This is a genomic window from Rathayibacter sp. VKM Ac-2803 (genome assembly GCF_009807175.1).
GTDB lineage: Bacteria > Actinomycetota > Actinomycetes > Actinomycetales > Microbacteriaceae > Rathayibacter.
Map to the genome: position 1 here is coordinate 3,231,193 of NZ_WUCD01000001.1, position 18,453 is coordinate 3,249,645.

Below are 18,453 nucleotides of genomic sequence, written 5' to 3' on the forward strand. Positions count from 1 at the left end.
TCCGTCGACGCGTATCCCCGGAGGCTCTCATCGCCCGCTCGACGTTGCCCATCGCGGTCGTCGTCGTCACCCACTTCTCGGGCGAGGTGCTCCGCGCCTGCCTCGAGTCGATCCCGGAGGCGACCGAGCACGACGTCCGCGTCGTGGTCGTCGACAACGCGACCACTGACGACTCGGTGCGCACCGTGGTCGAGCGGCTGCCCCACGTGGTCTTCCACGAGACGGGCGAGAACCTCGGCTACGGCAGGGCGGTCAACTACGCCGTCGGCCGGCTCGGACCGGAGTTCGAGTGGATCCTGGTGACGAACCCCGACACGGTGTTCCTCCCCGGCTCGATCGACGCCCTGTACGCCGCGGCCACCGCCGACGCGGGCATCGGCTCGATCGGCCCGCGCATCCTCGACTCCGACGGCAGCATCTACCCCTCGGCGCGGGCGCTGCCGTCGCTCGGCACCGGCATCGGCCACGCCCTGCTCGCCCACGTCTGGCCCGGCAACCCGTGGTCGGCCACCTACCGCCGCTCGCGCGCGGTCGAGACGCTCGAGCGCGGCAGCATGACGGCGGGCTGGCTCTCGGGAGCCTGCGTGATGGTGCGCCGGACCGCGTTCGAGCAGATCGGCGGCTTCGACGAGCGGTACTTCATGTACTTCGAGGACGTCCAGCTGGGCGACTCGCTCGGCCGGCTCGGCTGGTCGAACGTGTACCTCGCCGACGCGGTCGTCTCGCACCTCGGCGGGCACTCGACGCGCCTGGCATCGGCGCGGATGCTCGCGGTGCACCACCGCAGCGCCTACCTCTACCTCGCGCAGAAGTACGGCGCCTGGTACCAGGCTCCGGTGCGGGCGGCCGTGCGGGTCGGGCTCGGCGCGCGAGTGACCCTGATGCGGCTCCGCCCGCACCGCTGACGGATCAGCGACCGAGTTCGAGGAGTCGGTTGAGGTAGGCGCCGTAGCCGCTCTTGACCAGGGGTGCGGCGAGGGTCGCGAGCTGGGTGTCGTCGATCCAGCCGTGGCGCCAGGCGATCTCCTCGATGCAGCCGATCTTGAAGCCCTGACGCTGCTCGATCACCCGCACGAACTCCGTCGCCTCGATCATCGAGTCGAACGTCCCCGTGTCCAGCCACGCCGTCCCCCGATCCAGGACCTGCACGTTCAACGTGCCCGCCTCGAGGTACCGCTCGTTGATCGTCGAGATCTCCAGCTCCCCCCGCGCCGACGGCTCGATCGTCTTCGCATACCCCACGACCGCGTTGTCGTAGAAGTACAGCCCCGGCACCGCGTAGTTGCTCTTCGGTCTCTCCGGCTTCTCCTCGATCGACAGAGCACGGAACTCCCCATCGAACTCCACCACCCCGTACGCCCGCGGATCCGCGACCTGGTACGCGAAGATCACCGCACCCTCGATGTCCGTGTTCGCCGCCAGAGCCGTCCCCAACGCGGACCCGTGGAAGATGTTGTCCCCCAGCACCAGCGCGACCGAGTCGTCCCCGATGAACTCCTCACCGATCAGGAACGCCTGCGCCAACCCGTCCGGCGACTCCTGCACCGCATACGAGATCGACATGCCCAGAGACGACCCGTCGCCCAACAGGGCGCGGAACTGGTCGTTGTACTCGGGAGTCGTGATCACCAGCACCTCATCGATGCCCGCCATCATCAGCGTCGACAGCGGGTAGTACACCATCGGCTTGTCGTAGATCGGCATCAACTGCTTCGAGATGCCCTTCGTGATCGGCCACAACCGCGACCCCGAACCACCCGCCAGGATGATCCCCTTCACGAGGAGGCCCCGTCGAGCTCGGCGTAGAACGCGCGGGCCTCGTCCCAGGTCGGCAGGATGCCCGCCGCCTCGGCCTCGGCCAGGGTCGGCGCGTCGGTGTCCTTCGGCGAGAGCAGCAGCTCGCCGGCCTCCTCCGGGAAGCGCAGGCCGATCTGCTCGTCGAGCGGGTCGATGCCCTTCTCGCGCACCGGGTCGAAGGTCGCGTTGACGAGATAGGAGACGACCGCACCCTCCGTCAGCGCCACGAACGCGTGGGCGATGCCCTCGGCGATGTAGACGGAGCGGCGGTCGACGTCGTCGAGCAGGATCGACTCCCACTGGCCGAACGTCGGCGAGCCGACGCGCACGTCGATCACGTAGTCGAGCACCGCGCCCGAGAAGCACGACACGTACTTCGCCTGCGACGGCGGGATCTGCGCGAAGTGGATGCCGCGCACGGTGCCGCGCTTGGACACCGAGGTGTTGCCCTGCCGGAGCTCCAGCGGGTGGCCCACCTTCTCGGCGAGATGATCGAAGCGGTAGAACTCGTAGAACACCCCGCGATCATCGGGGAACTGGCGCGGAGTGACTTCGTAGACGTCGGGGATACCGAGCTCTCTGATCTGCACGGTCGCCAGTGTAACGAGAGCGTGTCCGGCGCCGTCACCGGGGGCCGGTGCGGCACCGCCCGCCGCCGACGGGGCTCCGGCATGATGTCGGAGTGACCTTCCTCATCACGGGCGCCTCCGGCATGCTCGGCACCGACCTCCGCACCGCACTCGGCGACCGCCCCTTCACGGCGCTCGGTCGCCGCGACCTCGACGTCACCGACCTCGACGCGGTCCGCGCCGCGGTCGCCGGCCACGACGCCGTGCTCAACTGCGCCGCCTATACGCGCGTCGACGACGCCGAGAGCGACGAGGCCCAGGCGCGCCGGGTCAACGCGCTCGGCGCCGGCAACCTCGCCGTCGCGGCGGCCGAGGTGGGCGCGGCGATCGTCCAGGTCTCGACCGACTACGTCTTCGACGGCTCCGCCACGAGCCCCTACGCCGAGTCGCACCCGCGCGAGCCGATCTCGGCGTACGGCCGCACCAAGGCCGAGGGCGAGGAGCTCGTCCTCGAGGCGAACCCCGACCGCGGCTACGTCGTCCGCACGGCCTGGCTCTACGGCGCCCACGGCGGGAACTTCGCGAAGACCATGGTGCGCCTGGCCGGCTCGCACGAGACCCTCTCGGTGGTCGACGACCAGCGCGGCCAGCCCACCTGGACGGGCGATCTCGCCGAGCGGCTCGTCGCCCTCGTCGACTCGGGAGCACCCGCGGGCGTCTACCACGGCACCAACGCCGGAGAGACGACCTGGCTGGGCTTCGCCCGCGCCGTGTTCGAGAAGGCGGGTCTCGATCCCGAGCGGATCCGCCCGACCGACAGCGGCAGCTTCGTCCGCCCCGCCCCGCGGCCCGCCTACTCGGTGCTCGGCCACGACGGCTGGGCGGCCGCCGGCCTGCCGCCGCTCCGCTCGTGGCAGGAGGCCCTCGCCGCCGCGCCGCTCGACGCCGTGACCCCGTGACGACCACCCTCCGCGTCGTGGTCGACCAGATGCTCGCCCGGGTCCCGGGCGGCATCGGACGCTACACCGAGGAGCTCACGCGCGAGCTCATCAGCACGGCACCCCGCGACTGCGAGGTCGAGGCCGTCGTGTCGGCCCACCCGCCCGAGAAGGAGGAGGAGCTGCGGCTCCGCCTCCCCGGTCTCGCCCGGATCCACCGCCTGCACCTCGGCCGCCGCGAGCTCTCGCGCGCCTGGCAGTACGGGATCGGCATCCCGACCGGCGGCGGGATGATGCACGCCCCCAGCCTGTTCGCGCCGCTGCGCAGTCACGAGGGTCGCGAGGGCGAGCAGATCGCGGTCACGATCCACGACACAGTGCCGTGGACGCATCCGGAGACCCTGACCCCGCACGGAGCGAAGTGGCACCGCGCGATGGCGAAGCGGGCCCGCAAGTTCGCCGACGCCGTCGTCGTGCCGACCCACGCGGTCGCCCATCAGCTCTCGCAGGTGCTCGACTTCGGCGACCGGCTGCGCGTCATCGGCGGCGCGGTCGGCTCCTCGCTCGTGCTGCCCGACGACGCCGACGCCCGGGCCGAGGCCCTCGCGCTGCCCGACGAGTACGTGCTGAGCGTCGGCACCCTGGAGCCGCGCAAGGGCCTCGTCTCGCTGATCACGGCGTTCGGCGGGGCGTCCGCGCCCGAGATCCCGCTGCTGATCGTCGGGCCGACGGGATGGGGCGAGCTCGACATCGCCTCCGTCGCCGACGAGCAGGGCCTCGACGAGCACCGGGTGCGCGCGCTCGGCGTGCTCAGCGACGCCGACCTCGCGGTCGTGCTCGACCGGGCGACCCTCTTCGTCTATCCCAGCATCGCCGAGGGCTTCGGGCTCCCCGTGCTCGAGGCCATGCACTTCGGCGTCCCGGTCGTGCACTCGGACGACCCGGCCCTGCTCGAGGTCGCCGCCGACGCCGGAGTCGCGGTGGAGCGCGCCGACGCGAAGGACTATCCCGAGCGACTCGCCCTCGCGATGAGCAGCGTGCTCGGCGACACCGGACTGCGCGAGCGCCTGGCCGTCGCCGGCCGCGACCGCTCCCGCGCCTTCAGCTGGCGCGACTCCGCGGAGCGGGTCTGGGCGCTGCACGCGGACCTGTAGCCGCTGTCCGGGGGAGCCGGTTCTCACCGGGAACCGGCTCCCTCGGCGGCGGCAGGAGCTACTGCGCGGCGGAGTCGGGGAACAGCCCGTCCTGCACCATCGAGTGCACGACGTCGTAGTCCGGATCCTCGGGATCGACGGCCGGCGGCACCAGCTCGATCGCCTGCACCGGCTGCGACTTGGTCTTGAGCCCGAGCTGCACGAAGTAACCGAGCATCCCCTGCGGCACGTCGGTCTTGATCACCTGCGACCCGGCCGAGGCCACGTCCTGGAACTTCGAGAGGACGTTGGCCGGCTCGAACTGCGCGAGCAGCGCCTCCTGGACCTGCCGCTGCCGCGCCATGCGGTCGTAGTCGCTCGTGGTGTACCTCGAGCGCGCGTAGGCGAGCGCCTGCTCGCCGTTGAAGTGGTACTGGCCCGGGTCGATCCACTGGTTGACGCCCTGCATCTCGCCGTCGGAGTCGGGGAGCCCGCCGAGGGGCAGCGGCTCGGTGCCCTGGTAGTCGACGTCGATGCCGCCGAGCGCGTCGATGAGCTGGGCGAAGCCCTCCATGTCGATCAGCGCGTAGTACTGGATCTTCAGCCCGAGGATCCCCTCGACCGCGTCCCGGGTGGCCTCGATGCCGGGCTCGCTGCCGTCCGCGACCGCCTCGGGGTAGAGGTCCGAGTCCTTCAGCTCGACCTCGGTGTAGACCGAGTTGAGTTTGCAGACGTCGACGTTGCAGTTGTCGGTGTTGTAGCCGTCGGGGTACAGCTCGTGCATCGGGCTGTCCTCGGGGAACGGGAAGTCGACGAACTCGCGCGACACTCCGATGATCGAGGCCTCGCCGCTGGACGCGTCGATGCTGACGACCGAGATGCTGTCGGGGCGCAGGCCGTCGCGGTCCTCGCCCGCGTCGCCGCCGAGCAGCATCACGTTGTAGCGGCCGTCGATGGGCGCCTCGATCGCTCCGCCGCCGAAGATCGACGAGAGCGTGCCGCGCGTGACTCCGACGAGGTACGTGCCGTAACCGGCCGTGCCGACCGAGACGGCCATCAGCGCGATCGTGGCGAAGGCGAGCACGCCGCGCATCCTCGGCCGGACCCGCACCACGCGGATCAGCCGGAGGGTGTCGAGGGTGAGCACCAGCCAGACGACGCCGTAGACGACCAGCGCCGCCTGCAGCGCCAGCATCGACAGATCGAAGGTGACCAGCGTGTAGAGACCGGTCGGGAAGACGATGTAGAGGACGACCGCGACGAGCAGCGCGATCCACAGTCCGAGGGTGAAGCCGAGGCCGAGGCGCCCGAGGCGGCGGTTGCCCGCGAGCACCTGCGCGGAGCCGGGGACGAGGAAGTTGCCCAGGAGCAGCCACCACGCGCGCCGCGTCATGAACGAGCGCGAGCGGACGTCCGGATGACGCAGCGGCAGCGTCATCGCCGTCACAGGCCGGCCACCAGTGCGGCGTCCTTGGCGGCGACCTGGCTCTCGAGGTCGGCCGCGAAGGCGTCGAGCCGAGCCGTCAGCGCCGGGTCGGCGGTCGCGAGGATCTTCACCGCGAGCAGCGCCGCGTTGCGGGCACCGCCGATCGAGACGGTGGCCACGGGCACTCCCGACGGCATCTGCACGATCGAGAGGAGGGAGTCGAGACCGTCGAGGCGCGCGAGGGGCACCGGGACGCCGATCACCGGCAGGGAGGTGACGGCCGCGAGCATGCCGGGGAGGTGGGCTGCTCCGCCGGCGCCGGCGATCACGACCTTCAGCCCGCGGGCGTGCGCGCCGCGGCCGTAGTCGATCATCGCCTGCGGGGTGCGGTGCGCCGACACCACGCCGACCTCGTGCGCGACCCCGAACTCCGTGAGGGTCGCGGAGGCGGCCTGCATGACCGACCAGTCGGAGTCCGATCCCATCACCAGGCCCACCAGCGGCGTGCCCTCGCCGACCCGCCCGCTCACGAGAGGTCTCCGAGGGGGCGGGCGGGGGTGGTCGTCTGGCTCGTCACCGCCCCATGCTAAGGGTCAGTCCGTGAGAACGGCCGCCGCGGCACGCGCCTCGTAGACCACCAGCTCGAGCTCGTCGCCCGTCGCGTTCACGTGGCCGACCTTGCGGCCGGGGCGCGGCTCCTTGCCGTAGTTGTGCACCTTGACGGCCGGGTGCTGGGCCAGGACGCGGGGGTAGCGGTCGGTCAGAGACTCCCCCACCGGTCCGCCGAGCACGTTCACCATGACCGTCCACGGGTCGCGGCAGCCGGTCGCCCCGAGGGGCAGGTCGAGCACCGCGCGCAGGTGCTGCTCGAACTGCGAGGTGGTCGAGCCGTCCATCGTCCAGTGCCCGCTGTTGTGCGGTCGCATCGCCAGCTCATTGACCAGGATCCGGTCGTCCGTCGTCTCGAAGAGCTCGACGGCGAGCACCCCGGTGACACCCAGCCGCTCGGCGATCGTCTCGGCGATCTCGGCCGCCGCGGCGGCGACGCGGCCGGCGGAGGCGGGGGCCGGTGCGAACACCTCGGCGCAGACTCCGTCGCGCTGGACCGACTCGACGACCGGCCAGAGGATCGTCTCGCCGGAGGGGCGCCGTGCCACCAGCTGGGCGAGCTCGCGGCGGAAGTCGACGAGCTCCTCGACCAGCAGTGCTCCGCCACGGCCGTCCTCGGCGAGCGCCTGGAACCAGTCGTCGGCCTCGTGAGCTCCGTGCACCACGCGCACGCCCTTGCCGTCGTAGCCTCCGCGAGCCGTCTTCACGACCGCGCGACCGCCGTGGTCCTCGAGGAACGCGGCGAGCTCGTCCGAGCTCGACACCTCGGCCCAGTCGGGCACCGGGATGCCGAGGTCGCTGAGGCGGCGGCGCATGAGCAGCTTGTCCTGCGCGTAGAGCAGGGCGTCGGGGCCGGGGTGCACGGCGACTCCCCGGGCGACGAGCTCGCGGAGGATCGGCTGCGGCACGTGCTCGTGGTCGAACGTCACGACGTCGACCGTCTCGGCGAAGGCGAGCACCGTCGCCTCGTCGCGGTAGTCGCCGACCACGGTCGCGGCGAGCTGCGCCGAGGCGCCCTCGCCCTCGGCCAGGACGGCGATCTCGATGCCGAGCTCGACCGCCGCGGGGATCATCATCCGGGCGAGCTGGCCGCCTCCGATCACGCCGACGCGCATGGCGTTCCTCCCTCTCCGCCCGGGCCCCCGGGCGGCTCCATGCTAGGGCGTGCCACTCACTCAGGGCCGACGGGGTCCGGCCATTCCGGAGCCGGGGCGGCGGCGATGGCCTCGCGGAGGACCTCGGCGGCCAGCTCGGGGTCGGGGAGGTCGCGCAGGACGAACACCTCCGCGCCGCCCTGCTCGATCGCGACGTCGGCGCAGCGCGCGATCCGCTGCGAGAGGCTCCGGCTGACGGTCACGGTCATCCGCGGGTCGAAGTCCAGCTCGGCCCGGCGCACGCGGAAGAGCCCGCGACGCGCGCGGAGACCGTGCTCCGAGATCCGGTAGCGGATCCCCGCCCAGCGGGCGGCACTGGGTGCGCAGAGCAGCAGCACGAGGACCGCGGTGCCCAGCGCGATGATCCAGCGCTGCAGCTCGAGTTCGAACTGAGCGGCGAAGTAGAAGCCCGACCAGGTCAGCAGGAGGAAGCCGACGACCGGCGCGAACGCCGTGCGGGCCCGCGGCGTGAGGCGGGCGAGCTCGCGCCCCTGATCGCGCGTCATCGGCGACCCGTCACTGCCGGAGGTGCGTGACGTCGCCCGCGGAGAACGAGCGGCGCTCCCCGCCCTGCTCGACGACGAGGCGCCCGTCAGCGTCGAGGTCGACCGCCGTGCCCTCGGCGGTGCTGCCGTCGGGGAGCTCGACGCGGACCGCGGCTCCGAGGGTGCCGCACGAGGCGCGCACGGCCGCGGCGGAGCCGGCCGCCTCGGCGTCGCCGAGAGAGAGGAGCGGAGCGAGCAGCGCCTCGAACTCGGTGAGGAACGCCGAGAGCACGGCGTCCGCGTCGGTGGTCCGGGCTCCGACGAGCGCGAGCGAGGTCGCCGTCGGCACCGGGAGCTCCTCGGCGTCGAGGAGGAGGTTCACCCCCGTCCCGACGATCACCCGCCCGTCGGGGAGCCGCTCGGCGAGGATCCCCGCGACCTTGCGGCCGTCGAGCAGGACGTCGTTGGGCCACTTGACCGAGACGGCGACGTCGACGAGCGGCGCGAGCGCTCGGGCGAGCGCGGTTCCGGCGAGCAGCGGGAGCCAGCCGAGGGCGACTGCGGACAGGGCCGCCGCGTCGACGAGGGTCGACGCCGCCAGGGTCCGCCCGGGCGGCGCCTGCCAGACGCGGCTGAGACGCCCGCGGCCGGCGCGCTGGTCGTCGGTGACGACGACCGACAGGTGCGGCCAGGCGGCGGGGTCGGCCGTCGCGCGCTCGCGCAGCTCGTCGTTCGTCGAGCCGGCGCTCTCGAGCGGGAGGAGCCGGGGCGAGACGGACCGGGAGAGCGGGAGCTGCATGCGGCCACGGTACCGGGCGCGATCCCCGGACGGCTCGGAGCCGCTCGCACCCGGCGGCGGTCGTCTCCGCTTGTGCGGGTCCTCTCGCGCGGACCCCCTGTCCCTGTGCACGTCCGACAAGGGGGGTGGCCCCATCCCCGCCGGTAGGGTGAGCGAGTGACCGCGAACAACGAACGTCCCGCGCCCGATCTCTACACGACCGCCGGGAAGATCGCGGATCTCAAGGCCCGCTACCACGAGGCGGTCACCGCGAGCGGCGAGGCCGCCATCGAGAAGCAGCACGCCAAGGGCAAGATGACGGCGCGCGAGCGGATCGACACTCTGCTCGACCCGGGCTCGTTCGTCGAGCTGGACGAGTTCGTGCGCCACCGCACCCACGCCTTCGGCATGGAGAAGAAGCGGCCCTACGGCGACGCGGTCGTCACGGGCACCGGCACCATCCACGGCCGCCAGGTGGCCGTCTACTCGCAGGACTTCACGATCTTCGGCGGCTCGCTCGGCGAGGTCGCCGGCGAGAAGATCATCAAGGTGATGGACCTGGCGCTCAAGACCGGCGTCCCGATCATCGGCATCCTCGACTCCGGCGGAGCGCGGATCCAGGAGGGCGTCGTCGCCCTGGGCAAGTACGGCGAGATCTTCCGCCGCAACACCGCGGCCAGCGGCGTCATCCCGCAGATCTCGATCATCTGCGGCCCGGCGGCGGGCGGCGCGGTCTACTCCCCCGCCCTCACCGACTTCGTGATCATGGTCGACAAGACCAGCCAGATGTTCGTCACCGGCCCCGACGTGATCAAGACCGTCACCGGCGAGGACGTCGGCATGGAGGAGCTCGGCGGCGCGCTCACCCACAACAAGATCTCGGGCGTCTCGCACTACCTCGCGAGCGACGAGAACGACGCGCTCGACTACGCGCGGACGCTCCTCTCCTTCCTCCCCGACAACAACCTCTCGCCCGCCCCGGTCTTCGACAACGAGGTCGACCTCGAGACGACGGACGCCGACCGCTTCCTCGACACGGTCATCCCCGACAGTCCGAACCAGCCCTACGACATGCGCGCCGTCATCGAGCACATCGTCGACGAGGGCGACTTCCTCGAGGTGCAGCCGCTGTTCGCGCCCAACATCGTGATCGGCTTCGGCCGCGTCGAGGGGCGCTCGGTGGGCATCATCGCCAACCAGCCCAGCGCGATGGCCGGAACCCTCAACATCGAGGCGGGAGAGAAGGCCTCGCGCTTCGTGCGCTTCTGCGACGCGTTCTCGGTCCCGATCCTCACCCTCGTCGATGTGCCCGGCTACCTCCCCGGCACCGACCAGGAGTGGACCGGCGTGATCCGCCGCGGCGCGAAGCTGCTCTACGCCTACGCCGAGGCCACCGTTCCGCTGGTCACCGTCATCCTGCGCAAGGCCTACGGCGGCGCGTACATCGTGATGGGCTCGAAGCAGCTCGGCGCCGACATCAACCTCGCCTGGCCCACCGCCGAGATCGCGGTCATGGGCGGCCAGGGCGCCGTCAACATCCTCTACCGCGGTGAGATCCGCAAGGCGGAGGAGGCCGGCGAGGACGTCGCCGCCGTCCGCACCCGGCTCGCCAACGAGTACACCTACAACGTCGCGAGCCCGTTCCTGGCCGCGGAGCGCGGTGAGCTCGACGGAGTGATCGAGCCCTCCGCGACCCGCGTCTCGGTCATCAAGGCGCTCCGAGCGCTGCGGACCAAGCGGGCGAACCTCCCGGCGAAGAAGCACGGCAACATCCCGCTCTGACCCGTCAGCGAGTCGATGGCGACCCGCCGATGCACTCGGATCCGGGCCGACCGCATCCGACGATTCGCGACAGGGCTGCTAACGTGAGCCCTCGACGAGGGTCAGCGTGCAGATCGGAGGGCCGATGCCGATCGATGCACTGAGCAGGATCTGCGCGACCTACGTCGACGACTTCCCGGTCTGCGGAGCGGCGATCTCGACGATCGGATCGCTGTACGCCGGCGAGACCGTCGCCGCCAGCGATGCCGTCGCGGCACGGCTCGACGAGATCCAGCTCGACCTCGGCGAGGGACCCGGCTGGGACGCCGTGCGCAGCCGCGGACCGGTGCTCGTCGACGACGTGCGCGAGGCGATCCCGCGCTGGCCGCTGTTCGCCGACGAGGCGACCAGGATCGCGGTCGACGCCGTCTACGCGTTCTCTTTGCGCGTCGGCGGGCTGGACGTGGGCGTCGTCGGCCTGCACAACAGCAGCCCCGGACCCCTCCCCGTGTCGGTGGTCGACGCGATCCGCCGACGGAGCACCGGCACCGCCCTCGAGCTGGTCGTCCAGGTGCTGGTCGACGGCGGCACCGGCGGATCCGACGATCCGCACTCGAGGCGCGTCATCCACCAGGCGACGGGGATGATCGTGGCGCGCCACCGGACGACTCCCGGCGATGCGCTCCTGCTGCTGAGGGCCCACGCGTTCGCGCTGGGCCGCACGGTCGCCGACGTCGCGGAGGAGATCGCCGATCGCCGCTCCGGATTCCCCCCGCCACCCTCCGAAATCTAGGATCGACACCATGACTGCCCGCGCCCGTGAGCACGATCTCATCGAGACCTTCGTGACGCTCTCCGACACCCTCGTCGACGACTACGACACCGTCGAGCTCATGCAGCTGCTCGTCGACCGGAGCGCCTCCCTGTTCGAGGCGGCGTCGGCAGGCCTCGTGCTCCGCGACGCGCACGGCGTGGCCGAGGTGCTCGCGTCGACGAACGAGGACTCGCGCCTGATCGGGCTCCTGCAGCTGCAGGACGATGCCGGGCCCTGCATGCGCTGCCTGCACACCGGGGAGGTCGTCGTCGTCGCCGACATCACCGAGTCTCCGGCCGAGTGGAGCCACTTCCGCGAGCGCGCCCTCGAGCTGGGCCTGCGATCGGTGCACTGCGTCCCCCTCCGGCTCCGCAACGAGTGCATCGGCTCACTCAACCTGTTCGGCACCGCGCCCGGCGTCCTCGACGCCGAGGACGTGGCGGTCGTGCAGGCCTTCGCCGACGTGGCGACGATCGGCATCCTGCACCAGCGCGCGCTGGAGGAGAGCGACCTCGTGCGCAGCCAGCTGCAGCGCGCCCTCGACAGCCGGGTGCTGATCGAGCAGGCCAAGGGAGCCGTCGCCTACTCGCGGGACATCAGCACCGAGGAGGCGTTCGACGTCCTCCGCCGCCACGCGCGATCGACGTCGACCGCGCTCACGGTCGTCGCAGGGCGCGTCCTGCGCGGCGAGCTCCTGCTCTAACCGCTGGGCTCCGCGGCAGGTCGGCTCGCCTTCGCGTCGGCGGGTGCCCGCTCCTCGGGCCGGGCGCCGAGGGTGCGGGCGAAGGCCAGCGCCTCCCGTGCGGACAGATCGGGGAGGTAGGCCCGGCCGAGCGCGGCGCCGATGCGCGGCAGCTGCAGGGCGTCGGGGTAGGTCATCCAGAGACCTGCGTAGCGCGGGTGGAACTTGGCCTTGAAGCGGAAGAGCGAGGTGAAGCCGTACGCCGGCTCCAGAGTCCGCGCGAGGAACTCGAGCAGGCGCGAGAGCACGGTCGGCTCCGGCGCCTCCTGGCCCGCCTCGAGGGGAGCGACGGCGAGCGGCGCGCCCGACAGGGAGACGAACTCGGCCCCCTCCTGCTGGACGTGCAGCGCGGCCGAGGCGATGAGGAACTCCATGATCCCCGGCATCGCGTCGTCGGAGCGGCGCATGAAGTCGAGGGTCCAGCCGACGACGTGTCCCTCGCGGTGCACGGGCAGCCAGCTCGTCACGCCCTGGAGCACGCCGTCGGGGCCGACCGCGAGCAGGAGCGCGACATCGGCGTCGCGGATCTCGTCCATGCCGCCGAGCGTGAAGCCCATCTCGGGCAGGGACTTCTCGGCGACCCAGCGCTCCGACAGGTCGACGATCTGGTTCGCCGTGCCCAGCGAGAGCTCGGGCCAGCTCGTCCAGACGGCCTCGATGCCGAGCTTGATGCCGCGGTTGAGGGGATACCGCACCTTCTGCCACTGCTTGCCGGTCAGCTCGAAGCCGTCGAGCTCGATGACGGTCTCCTCGCCGACCGAGATCCGCGACCAGCCCAGAGCGTCGAACACGGGCAGCAGCTCGTCGTGGACGCTGTAGAAGACGGGCGTCCAGCTCCGCTCGTCGCAGAAGCGGACGAAGCCGGCGACGACCTCGGGCCGCCTCTCCGGTGCGCAGGCCGGATCGGACAGCGTGATCGCGACTCCGCCCACCACCCGGTAGGCGACACCGCCCTCGCCGTCGGCCGAGATCCAGTGCTCGTTGCCCTGCCAGGTGCCCTGGTGTCCGAGGCTGCCCGCGCCGTGGCGTACCAGGAGCTCCCGGTAGCGGGCCTCGTCGCCCCTCACCCGCTGCACATCGGTGGCGCGCAGGAGCGAGACGAGGGCGACGATCACCAGGAGCCAGAAGACCGGGCCCACCCATTCGAACACCACCCGCGCGACCGGCTCGCGGGGCACCGCCATCAGGCCGAGACCGCCGAGGAAGCTGACCGGGACGAAGCGGAGCAGCCCGTCGATCAGCAGGCGTCCGACTCCGATCACGGGTTCGAAGCTGGTCCGCGTCGCCGCGGCGAGCGCGAGGTAGCCGCCGAGCGCGACGACGAAGGCACCGCCGACGATCCGCCCCCAGCGTCGCGCCGCCGCTCGGGGAGCCCTGATGCGGAAGTGCCGACGCCCGATCACGAGCAGGGCGACGACGGCGAGGGGGACGATCACCGTCGTCGCGACCCAGAGCAGGTACTCCGCGTAGTACGGGAAGTCGGAGTGGCGTGCCGCGCGCTGCAGCGAGAAGACCTCGAGGACGGCGATCGCGCCGTTGACGCCGATCGCGAGGACGAGACCGAGGCGTCGTCCGGAGCGCAGCCCCGCCGCCGCGACCAGCAAGAGCAGGAGGGGCACGAAGGTCAGCACGATCGGCCCCGGCGCCACGAGGCTGAGCTGGACGTGGTGGGTGCAGTGGCGCACCATCCCGCCGCAGGGGTCCTCGAGGTCGCCCGTGCCCGTGAAGGCGTTCTGCAGCAGGCGACCGAGGAACGAGAACGGCCCGTACCCGGAGTCGGAGAGCACCGCGACCAGCGGACCGATCGCCGTCACCGCGACCACGGCGGCGATCAGCGCGCGCGACTCGCGGTGGGAGCTCCTCGCGGGCGTGCGGGGGCGCAGGGCGCCGACCCCGCCGGCGAGGACGGCGCCCAGGGCGAGACCCGCGACTCCGGCGATCATGCGGTACACGTCGGCGGAGTCGCCGGCGTAGAGGACGAACATGAGCACGACCGAGAAGGTCGTCACGCGCAGACGACGCCGCCACAGGGCGCCCATGAACGCGGTCGAGGCGAGCAGAGCGCCGACGGCGCCGATCAGCGGGTCGAAGGTCGCGTCGCCGACGGTGTCGGTCGCCCACCACTCCCCCGCCGCCGCGCCCGCCACCTGGAGCACGGCGCCGAGGCCCGCTCCGAGTGCGCCGGTCACGGTGAAGGCGAGAACGGTGCGGAGGGAGCCGAGCCGGCGCTCGGCAGCGGCCAGCAGGAGCAGCACGAGGACGACGTCGAGGAGGAGCTGCGGCGGGTCCGAGGCGATCAGGAGCGCCGTCACCGCGGTCCACGGGCGCCCGCCCAGCGTCGTCCCGGGCCCGGCGGCCCACCAGGCCGAGGTCTCGGCGCTCGCGGGCCCGATGAGGGTCCCGGTCGCCGCACTCGCGAGCAGCAGGACCAGGGTCACGGAGACGGCGACGGGCGATCGGCGCACCAGGTGCCGCCCGGCTCGGACCAGTGCGGCGCCGCGCCCCGAGAACCACGACGGCATGGTGTGCACTCCTGTTCGAGACCTGCGGACGACGCCGCTCCGGCGACGCCCGGCGTCAGCATAACCGCGTGCCGCCGACTCCCGGCCGTGAAGGGCGGGCCGTCCCGTCGACGCCGGAACGGCCGTGCTGCCCGACCCCCGCGGCGGCCGATGCGGTACGGTCGCGGGATGAGCGCTCACGACTCCCGGCCCGACGTCGTCATCTCGACCCCGGGTCTCGACGCCCGTCAGATCGCCGCCGTCACCGCCGTGGTGACCGCGCTGGCGGCGCAGGCCTCCGCCCGTCGCGAGCCGTCGGAGGTCGCCGACGGGGGCTGGGGCGCACGAGCGTCGGCCGTCCGCGCACCGCTCGTCCCGGGGCCGGGAGCCTGGCGCTCCTTCTCCGGCTGACCCGTCTGCGGCGGGCTCTGTACCCCGATGGCGCTGGACGTCTCGGCGAACGTGAGATTTGTACCCCGATTAGTCCCCTAAAGTGCCGACTATCTGGATCTCCGCCCGCTGAGGATGATTATGCGTGTTCGGTGCTCCTTCCTCGGAGGGGGCGCTGCCAATCACTCGCCGACCAGGGTAAGCGGGCGGGTGTTTTGGGGGCGAGTGAGGGTGATATTCGGGTTATCACCCTCACTCGGGGTTTGACGGCGGGCCGGGCCCCCTCTTCGGAGGAGTGGACGGCCCGCCGCACTCTTTTAACCGACGGGACTTCTCAGCCGACGAAGCTCGAACGAGCAGGCGCGCGAGACGCGAGCCTGCTCAGCATCGATCGGCGACCGGCGCTCGATGCAGAGTTCAGGCTCGGGCGGAGTCGCGCTCGTCGCGCCGGATCTCGACCCAGGCCTCGACCTCGTCGCCCGCGTCATCCGAGCCGAGGGCCCCGGCGCTGCCGTCCCCGGCCGTCCGGAGCCCGACGACGGTGACCGCCGACGGCGAGTCCTGCGAGGCGGTGCGGACGACGATGCGGTCCACGCCCTCCCGGATCCCTCCCAGCGCCTGGGCGAGCTCGCTCAGGACCCGGCCGCTCTCCTCCTCCGAGGTGCGGTCGAGCCCGCCGTCGTCGAGCACCGACACGGTCACGCCCCGGCGCCTCGCGTCGAGCACGAGTCGGCGCACCTCGTCGTCGAGCAGTCGCCGGCCGCGGATCTCATCGCGGACCGAGGCCTCGAGCAGGCCGCACTCCCTGCGCTCCTCGTCGCTCAGCTCCGATCCACTCGTCGCGATACGGCGCAGCATGTCCGAGGCGATGGCGCGCGTCTGCTCGAGCCTGACCTCGCGCTCGCTCAAATGCGCCTCCTCCGCCGCACGCCACGAGGCGGCGGCGCGCTCCGCCGCCTCCAGGACGCGGGCCTCGGAGCTCGCCCGCCCGAGCTCGATGATCAGCAGCTGCGCGATCCCCACCCAGGCGAGACCGCCGACCACGCCCAGCGTCGCCAGGGCGACGGGCCCGGCCCAGATCGTCGTGTGCACGATGAGGAAGGCCATGCCCGCCCAGGCGGCGATCGGCCGCCGCCTCGCGCAGACGATGGTCATCAGGGTGCCGACGGCGGCGATGTACCAGGTGGAGTAGCCGTTGGAGGCTCCCGGATCGAGCGAGGGGGCCACGAGCAGCGGCAGGGCGACGGCCACCGCCGTCATCGAGAACCCGACGAGCGCCTGCATCCGGATCGCGGTGCCCGGCCAGAGGGCGACGATCGTCGCGGCGACGTAGAGCCCGACGGCGACGAGGTCGGCGGTGCTCGGCGGCGTGCTGCGGTACGAGAAGAACGCGAGGACCACGTGGTAGAGCGAGAAGCCCGCGGCGAGGGCGTAGAGGAGCGGGCGCGGGTAGGTGATCACGAGCGCCGCCCCCCGCCGGCCGACGGCGGCCACGTGATGGCGACCCGGGTGCCCTCGCCCGGTGCGGAGTCGACCCGGGCCGAGCCGCCGGCGTTCTGGATCCGCTCCACGATCGAGAGGCGGATGCCCAGGCGCTCGCGCGGCACCTCGGCGACCCGGAAGCCGCGGCCGTCGTCCTCGACGACGACGTCGACCGCACCGTCGTCGAGCACGCCCCGGACGGTCCGCCGGACCTGGTCGCTCGGTCCCGCGTGCTGGACGCTGTTCGTGAGCGCCTGCCAGACGGCGCCGAGCACCGCCTCCGCCACCGCGCGCGGGACGCTGCTCGCCCGCGCGTCGACTCCGCTCGCGATCTCGAGGAGGAAATCGGCCGCGAAGGTCGACGCGGCGTGGGTGAGCTGGCGCTCGACGAGCTCGAGCGGCACGTCGCCGTCCGCGACCTCGGACTCGCGCTCGGGGAGGAGCACGGCGAGAGTGCGTCGGGCCATCGACGAGACCAGCGAGCGCTCGGCGGGCGTCTCGGCCGTGGCGGCAGCGAGGAGAGTCGCGAGGACGTTGTCGTGCACGAGGGCGTCGACCTCGACGCGCTCGACCTCGCCCGCGTGCTGGCGCATCGCCGCCTCGTACTGGTCCATGGCCGTCGTCTGCGCCCGGTCGACCTCGTCGGCCGACTGCCGCAGCACGGTGATCAGGACGAGCATCACGAAGCCGACGATGCCGACGTAGAACGCGTCTAGGATCGCCCGCGTGGGCTCCGCCGCGCCGCCCGAGGGGAGGACGCGGAGCACCCCGAACAGCAGCGGCGTCGTGACCGCGTAGGCGATCGCGATCCGCAGCGACGCCACCGTCGTGCAGAACGCGGTGCCGATGGTCATCAGGTACCAGATCCACGGCGTCTCCTGCACCGCGGCGTCCGGGAGCACCGAGAACGGCCACGAGACGAGGGCGACGAGGAGCCCGCCCGCGACCAGGATCGCGGTGATCCGCATCCCCCGGCGGAGGACCGCGGTGACCACCGAGGCCGCGAGCGCCCCGAAGACGAGCGCGAGGACCGGCCACGCCACCGCGGGCCGCAGATCGGGGAGCTGGCTGAGGATCGGCGGCACGGTCTGCAGCGCGAAGCCGAAGCCGAAGAACGAGACGACGGTGCCGATGATCCGGTCGATGCGCTCGCGGTTGGCCGGCGCGCGGACCGCGAGGGTCTCAGCGCCCGGCATCGCCGTCGTCCGGGTCGATGCCGGGCAGGATCCCGTCCTCCACTGCGCGGCGGAGGAGGTCGACCTTCGTCGGCGCGGGCCGCCCGATCTCGACGTACTTGTCGCGGATGCGGTCGAGGTACTCCTTGGCGGTCGAGACCGAGATCTGCAGGCGCTCGGCGACCAGCTTGAGGGGGAGCCCTGAGGCGTAGAGGTGCAGCACGTCGCGCTCGCGGCGGCCGAGGACGGCGCGCGCGAAGTCGTCGTCGGCGTCGATCGCCGAGGCCCACTCGAGATTGTTGAGCACCTCGCCGCGCGCGACCGTGCGGATCGCGGCGATGACCGTCGACATCGGCGACGACTTCGGGATGACCCCGGCGGCTCCCGCGGCGAGCGCCTCCCGCACGGCGACGACGCGGTCGGCGATGCTGTGCACCAGCACGGCGGAGCCGCGGACCTGGCCCCACTTGACGTTGGCGGTGATGCTCGACCCGTCGTTCAGCGAGAGGTCGAGCACGAGCACCTCGATCTCGGCGCCTCCGAGCAGCTGCTCCAGCGCCCCGACGGTCTCGGCCGCGGCGACGACGTGCATCCCCGCGCTCTCGATGGCGGCGGCGACGCCCAGCCGCACCGACTCGTGGTCGTCGACGATCGCCACGCGGACCCGGGGCTCAGTGCTCATCGTCGACTCCATCGGGG

18 protein-coding genes are annotated in these 18,453 nt (G+C 72.2%); 7 read left to right on the top strand and 11 right to left on the bottom strand.

Annotation, left to right across the window (positions count from 1 at the left end):
- Positions 1–44: 44 nt before the first annotated feature.
- Complete coding sequence (locus GRS96_RS15065) at positions 45–905, top strand: glycosyltransferase family 2 protein (protein WP_236553638.1); 861 nt, start codon at positions 45–47, stop codon at positions 903–905.
- A 4-nt stretch (positions 906–909) separates the two neighbouring features.
- Here GRS96_RS15065 and rfbA read toward each other — a convergent pair whose 3' ends face one another.
- Positions 910–1,779, bottom strand: coding sequence for a glucose-1-phosphate thymidylyltransferase RfbA (gene rfbA / locus GRS96_RS15070; RefSeq protein WP_159988871.1), 870 nt, complete (start codon positions 1,777–1,779; stop codon positions 910–912).
- Positions 1,776–2,387, bottom strand: a complete 612-nt coding sequence (locus GRS96_RS15075) for a dTDP-4-dehydrorhamnose 3,5-epimerase family protein (RefSeq protein ID WP_159856692.1) — start codon at positions 2,385–2,387, stop codon at positions 1,776–1,778. The genes rfbA and GRS96_RS15075 overlap by 4 nt, the downstream gene beginning before the upstream one ends.
- A gap of 92 nt (positions 2,388–2,479) precedes the next feature.
- Here GRS96_RS15075 and rfbD point away from each other — a divergent pair, with 92 nt between their 5' ends.
- Together rfbD and GRS96_RS15085 are read left to right on the top strand one after the other, a co-directional pair.
- On the top strand, positions 2,480–3,325 hold the full coding sequence (gene rfbD / locus GRS96_RS15080; protein ID WP_159988872.1) for a dTDP-4-dehydrorhamnose reductase: 846 nt from the start codon (positions 2,480–2,482) through the stop codon (positions 3,323–3,325).
- Complete coding sequence (locus tag GRS96_RS15085) at positions 3,322–4,458, top strand: glycosyltransferase family 4 protein (protein WP_236553639.1); 1,137 nt, start codon at positions 3,322–3,324, stop codon at positions 4,456–4,458. Before rfbD ends, GRS96_RS15085 begins: the two co-directional genes overlap by 4 nt.
- A gap of 58 nt (positions 4,459–4,516) precedes the next feature.
- On the opposite strand, the gene GRS96_RS15090 is transcribed toward GRS96_RS15085, so the two are convergent.
- The 5 genes from GRS96_RS15090 to GRS96_RS15110 all read right to left on the bottom strand — a co-directional run bounded on the left by GRS96_RS15090 (position 4,517) and on the right by GRS96_RS15110 (position 8,910).
- A complete protein-coding gene (locus GRS96_RS15090) occupies positions 4,517–5,875 on the bottom strand; it encodes an LCP family protein (RefSeq protein WP_159989349.1) in 1,359 nt (452 codons plus the stop codon).
- Positions 5,876–5,880: 5 nt separating this feature from the next.
- Positions 5,881–6,348, bottom strand: coding sequence for a 5-(carboxyamino)imidazole ribonucleotide mutase (gene purE, locus GRS96_RS15095; RefSeq protein WP_159856976.1), 468 nt, complete (start codon positions 6,346–6,348; stop codon positions 5,881–5,883).
- 108 nt (positions 6,349–6,456) lie between these two features.
- Positions 6,457–7,587 carry a 5-(carboxyamino)imidazole ribonucleotide synthase gene (locus tag GRS96_RS15100; protein WP_204162096.1) on the bottom strand — a complete coding sequence of 377 codons (1,131 nt, stop codon included), beginning with the start codon at positions 7,585–7,587 and terminating at the stop codon, positions 6,457–6,459.
- A gap of 56 nt (positions 7,588–7,643) precedes the next feature.
- Positions 7,644–8,132: a PH domain-containing protein gene (locus GRS96_RS15105; RefSeq protein WP_159988873.1), complete on the bottom strand. Its 489-nt coding sequence runs from the start codon at positions 8,130–8,132 to the stop codon at positions 7,644–7,646.
- Between the two features lie 10 nt (positions 8,133–8,142).
- On the bottom strand, positions 8,143–8,910 hold the full coding sequence (locus tag GRS96_RS15110) for a biotin--[acetyl-CoA-carboxylase] ligase (protein ID WP_159988874.1): 768 nt from the start codon (positions 8,908–8,910) through the stop codon (positions 8,143–8,145).
- Between the two features lie 156 nt (positions 8,911–9,066).
- Between GRS96_RS15110 and GRS96_RS15115 the strand changes: the two genes are divergently transcribed.
- The 3 genes from GRS96_RS15115 (at position 9,067) to GRS96_RS15125 (ending at position 12,167) form a co-directional block, all read left to right on the top strand.
- Positions 9,067–10,671, top strand: a complete 1,605-nt coding sequence (locus GRS96_RS15115; RefSeq protein WP_159856710.1) for an acyl-CoA carboxylase subunit beta — start codon at positions 9,067–9,069, stop codon at positions 10,669–10,671.
- Between the two features lie 124 nt (positions 10,672–10,795).
- Positions 10,796–11,443 (top strand): ANTAR domain-containing protein, encoded by a 648-nt coding sequence (locus GRS96_RS15120; RefSeq protein ID WP_159988875.1) that lies wholly within the window; start codon positions 10,796–10,798, stop codon positions 11,441–11,443.
- A gap of 10 nt (positions 11,444–11,453) precedes the next feature.
- Positions 11,454–12,167, top strand: coding sequence for a GAF and ANTAR domain-containing protein (locus tag GRS96_RS15125; RefSeq protein WP_159856714.1), 714 nt, complete (start codon positions 11,454–11,456; stop codon positions 12,165–12,167).
- On the opposite strand, the gene GRS96_RS15130 is transcribed toward GRS96_RS15125, so the two are convergent.
- Complete coding sequence (locus GRS96_RS15130; RefSeq protein ID WP_159988876.1) at positions 12,164–14,728, bottom strand: bifunctional lysylphosphatidylglycerol flippase/synthetase MprF; 2,565 nt, start codon at positions 14,726–14,728, stop codon at positions 12,164–12,166. The two genes, GRS96_RS15125 and GRS96_RS15130, sit on opposite strands and share 4 nt — an antisense overlap.
- A 168-nt stretch (positions 14,729–14,896) precedes the next feature.
- Between GRS96_RS15130 and GRS96_RS15135 the strand changes: the two genes are divergently transcribed.
- Positions 14,897–15,118, top strand: coding sequence for an acyl-CoA carboxylase subunit epsilon (locus GRS96_RS15135; protein ID WP_159856726.1), 222 nt, complete (start codon positions 14,897–14,899; stop codon positions 15,116–15,118).
- Between the two features lie 396 nt (positions 15,119–15,514).
- On the opposite strand, the gene GRS96_RS15140 is transcribed toward GRS96_RS15135, so the two are convergent.
- Genes GRS96_RS15140 through GRS96_RS15150 form a run of 3 tightly spaced genes read right to left on the bottom strand, consistent with a single transcriptional unit; the run spans position 15,515 to position 18,436 of the window.
- Positions 15,515–16,558, bottom strand: coding sequence for a hypothetical protein (locus GRS96_RS15140; RefSeq protein WP_159988877.1), 1,044 nt, complete (start codon positions 16,556–16,558; stop codon positions 15,515–15,517).
- Positions 16,555–17,775, bottom strand: coding sequence for an ATP-binding protein (locus tag GRS96_RS15145; protein WP_159988878.1), 1,221 nt, complete (start codon positions 17,773–17,775; stop codon positions 16,555–16,557). Before GRS96_RS15145 ends, GRS96_RS15140 begins: the two co-directional genes overlap by 4 nt.
- Positions 17,762–18,436, bottom strand: a complete 675-nt coding sequence (locus tag GRS96_RS15150; RefSeq protein WP_159856732.1) for a response regulator transcription factor — start codon at positions 18,434–18,436, stop codon at positions 17,762–17,764. Before GRS96_RS15150 ends, GRS96_RS15145 begins: the two co-directional genes overlap by 14 nt.
- Positions 18,437–18,453 lie beyond the last annotated feature (17 nt).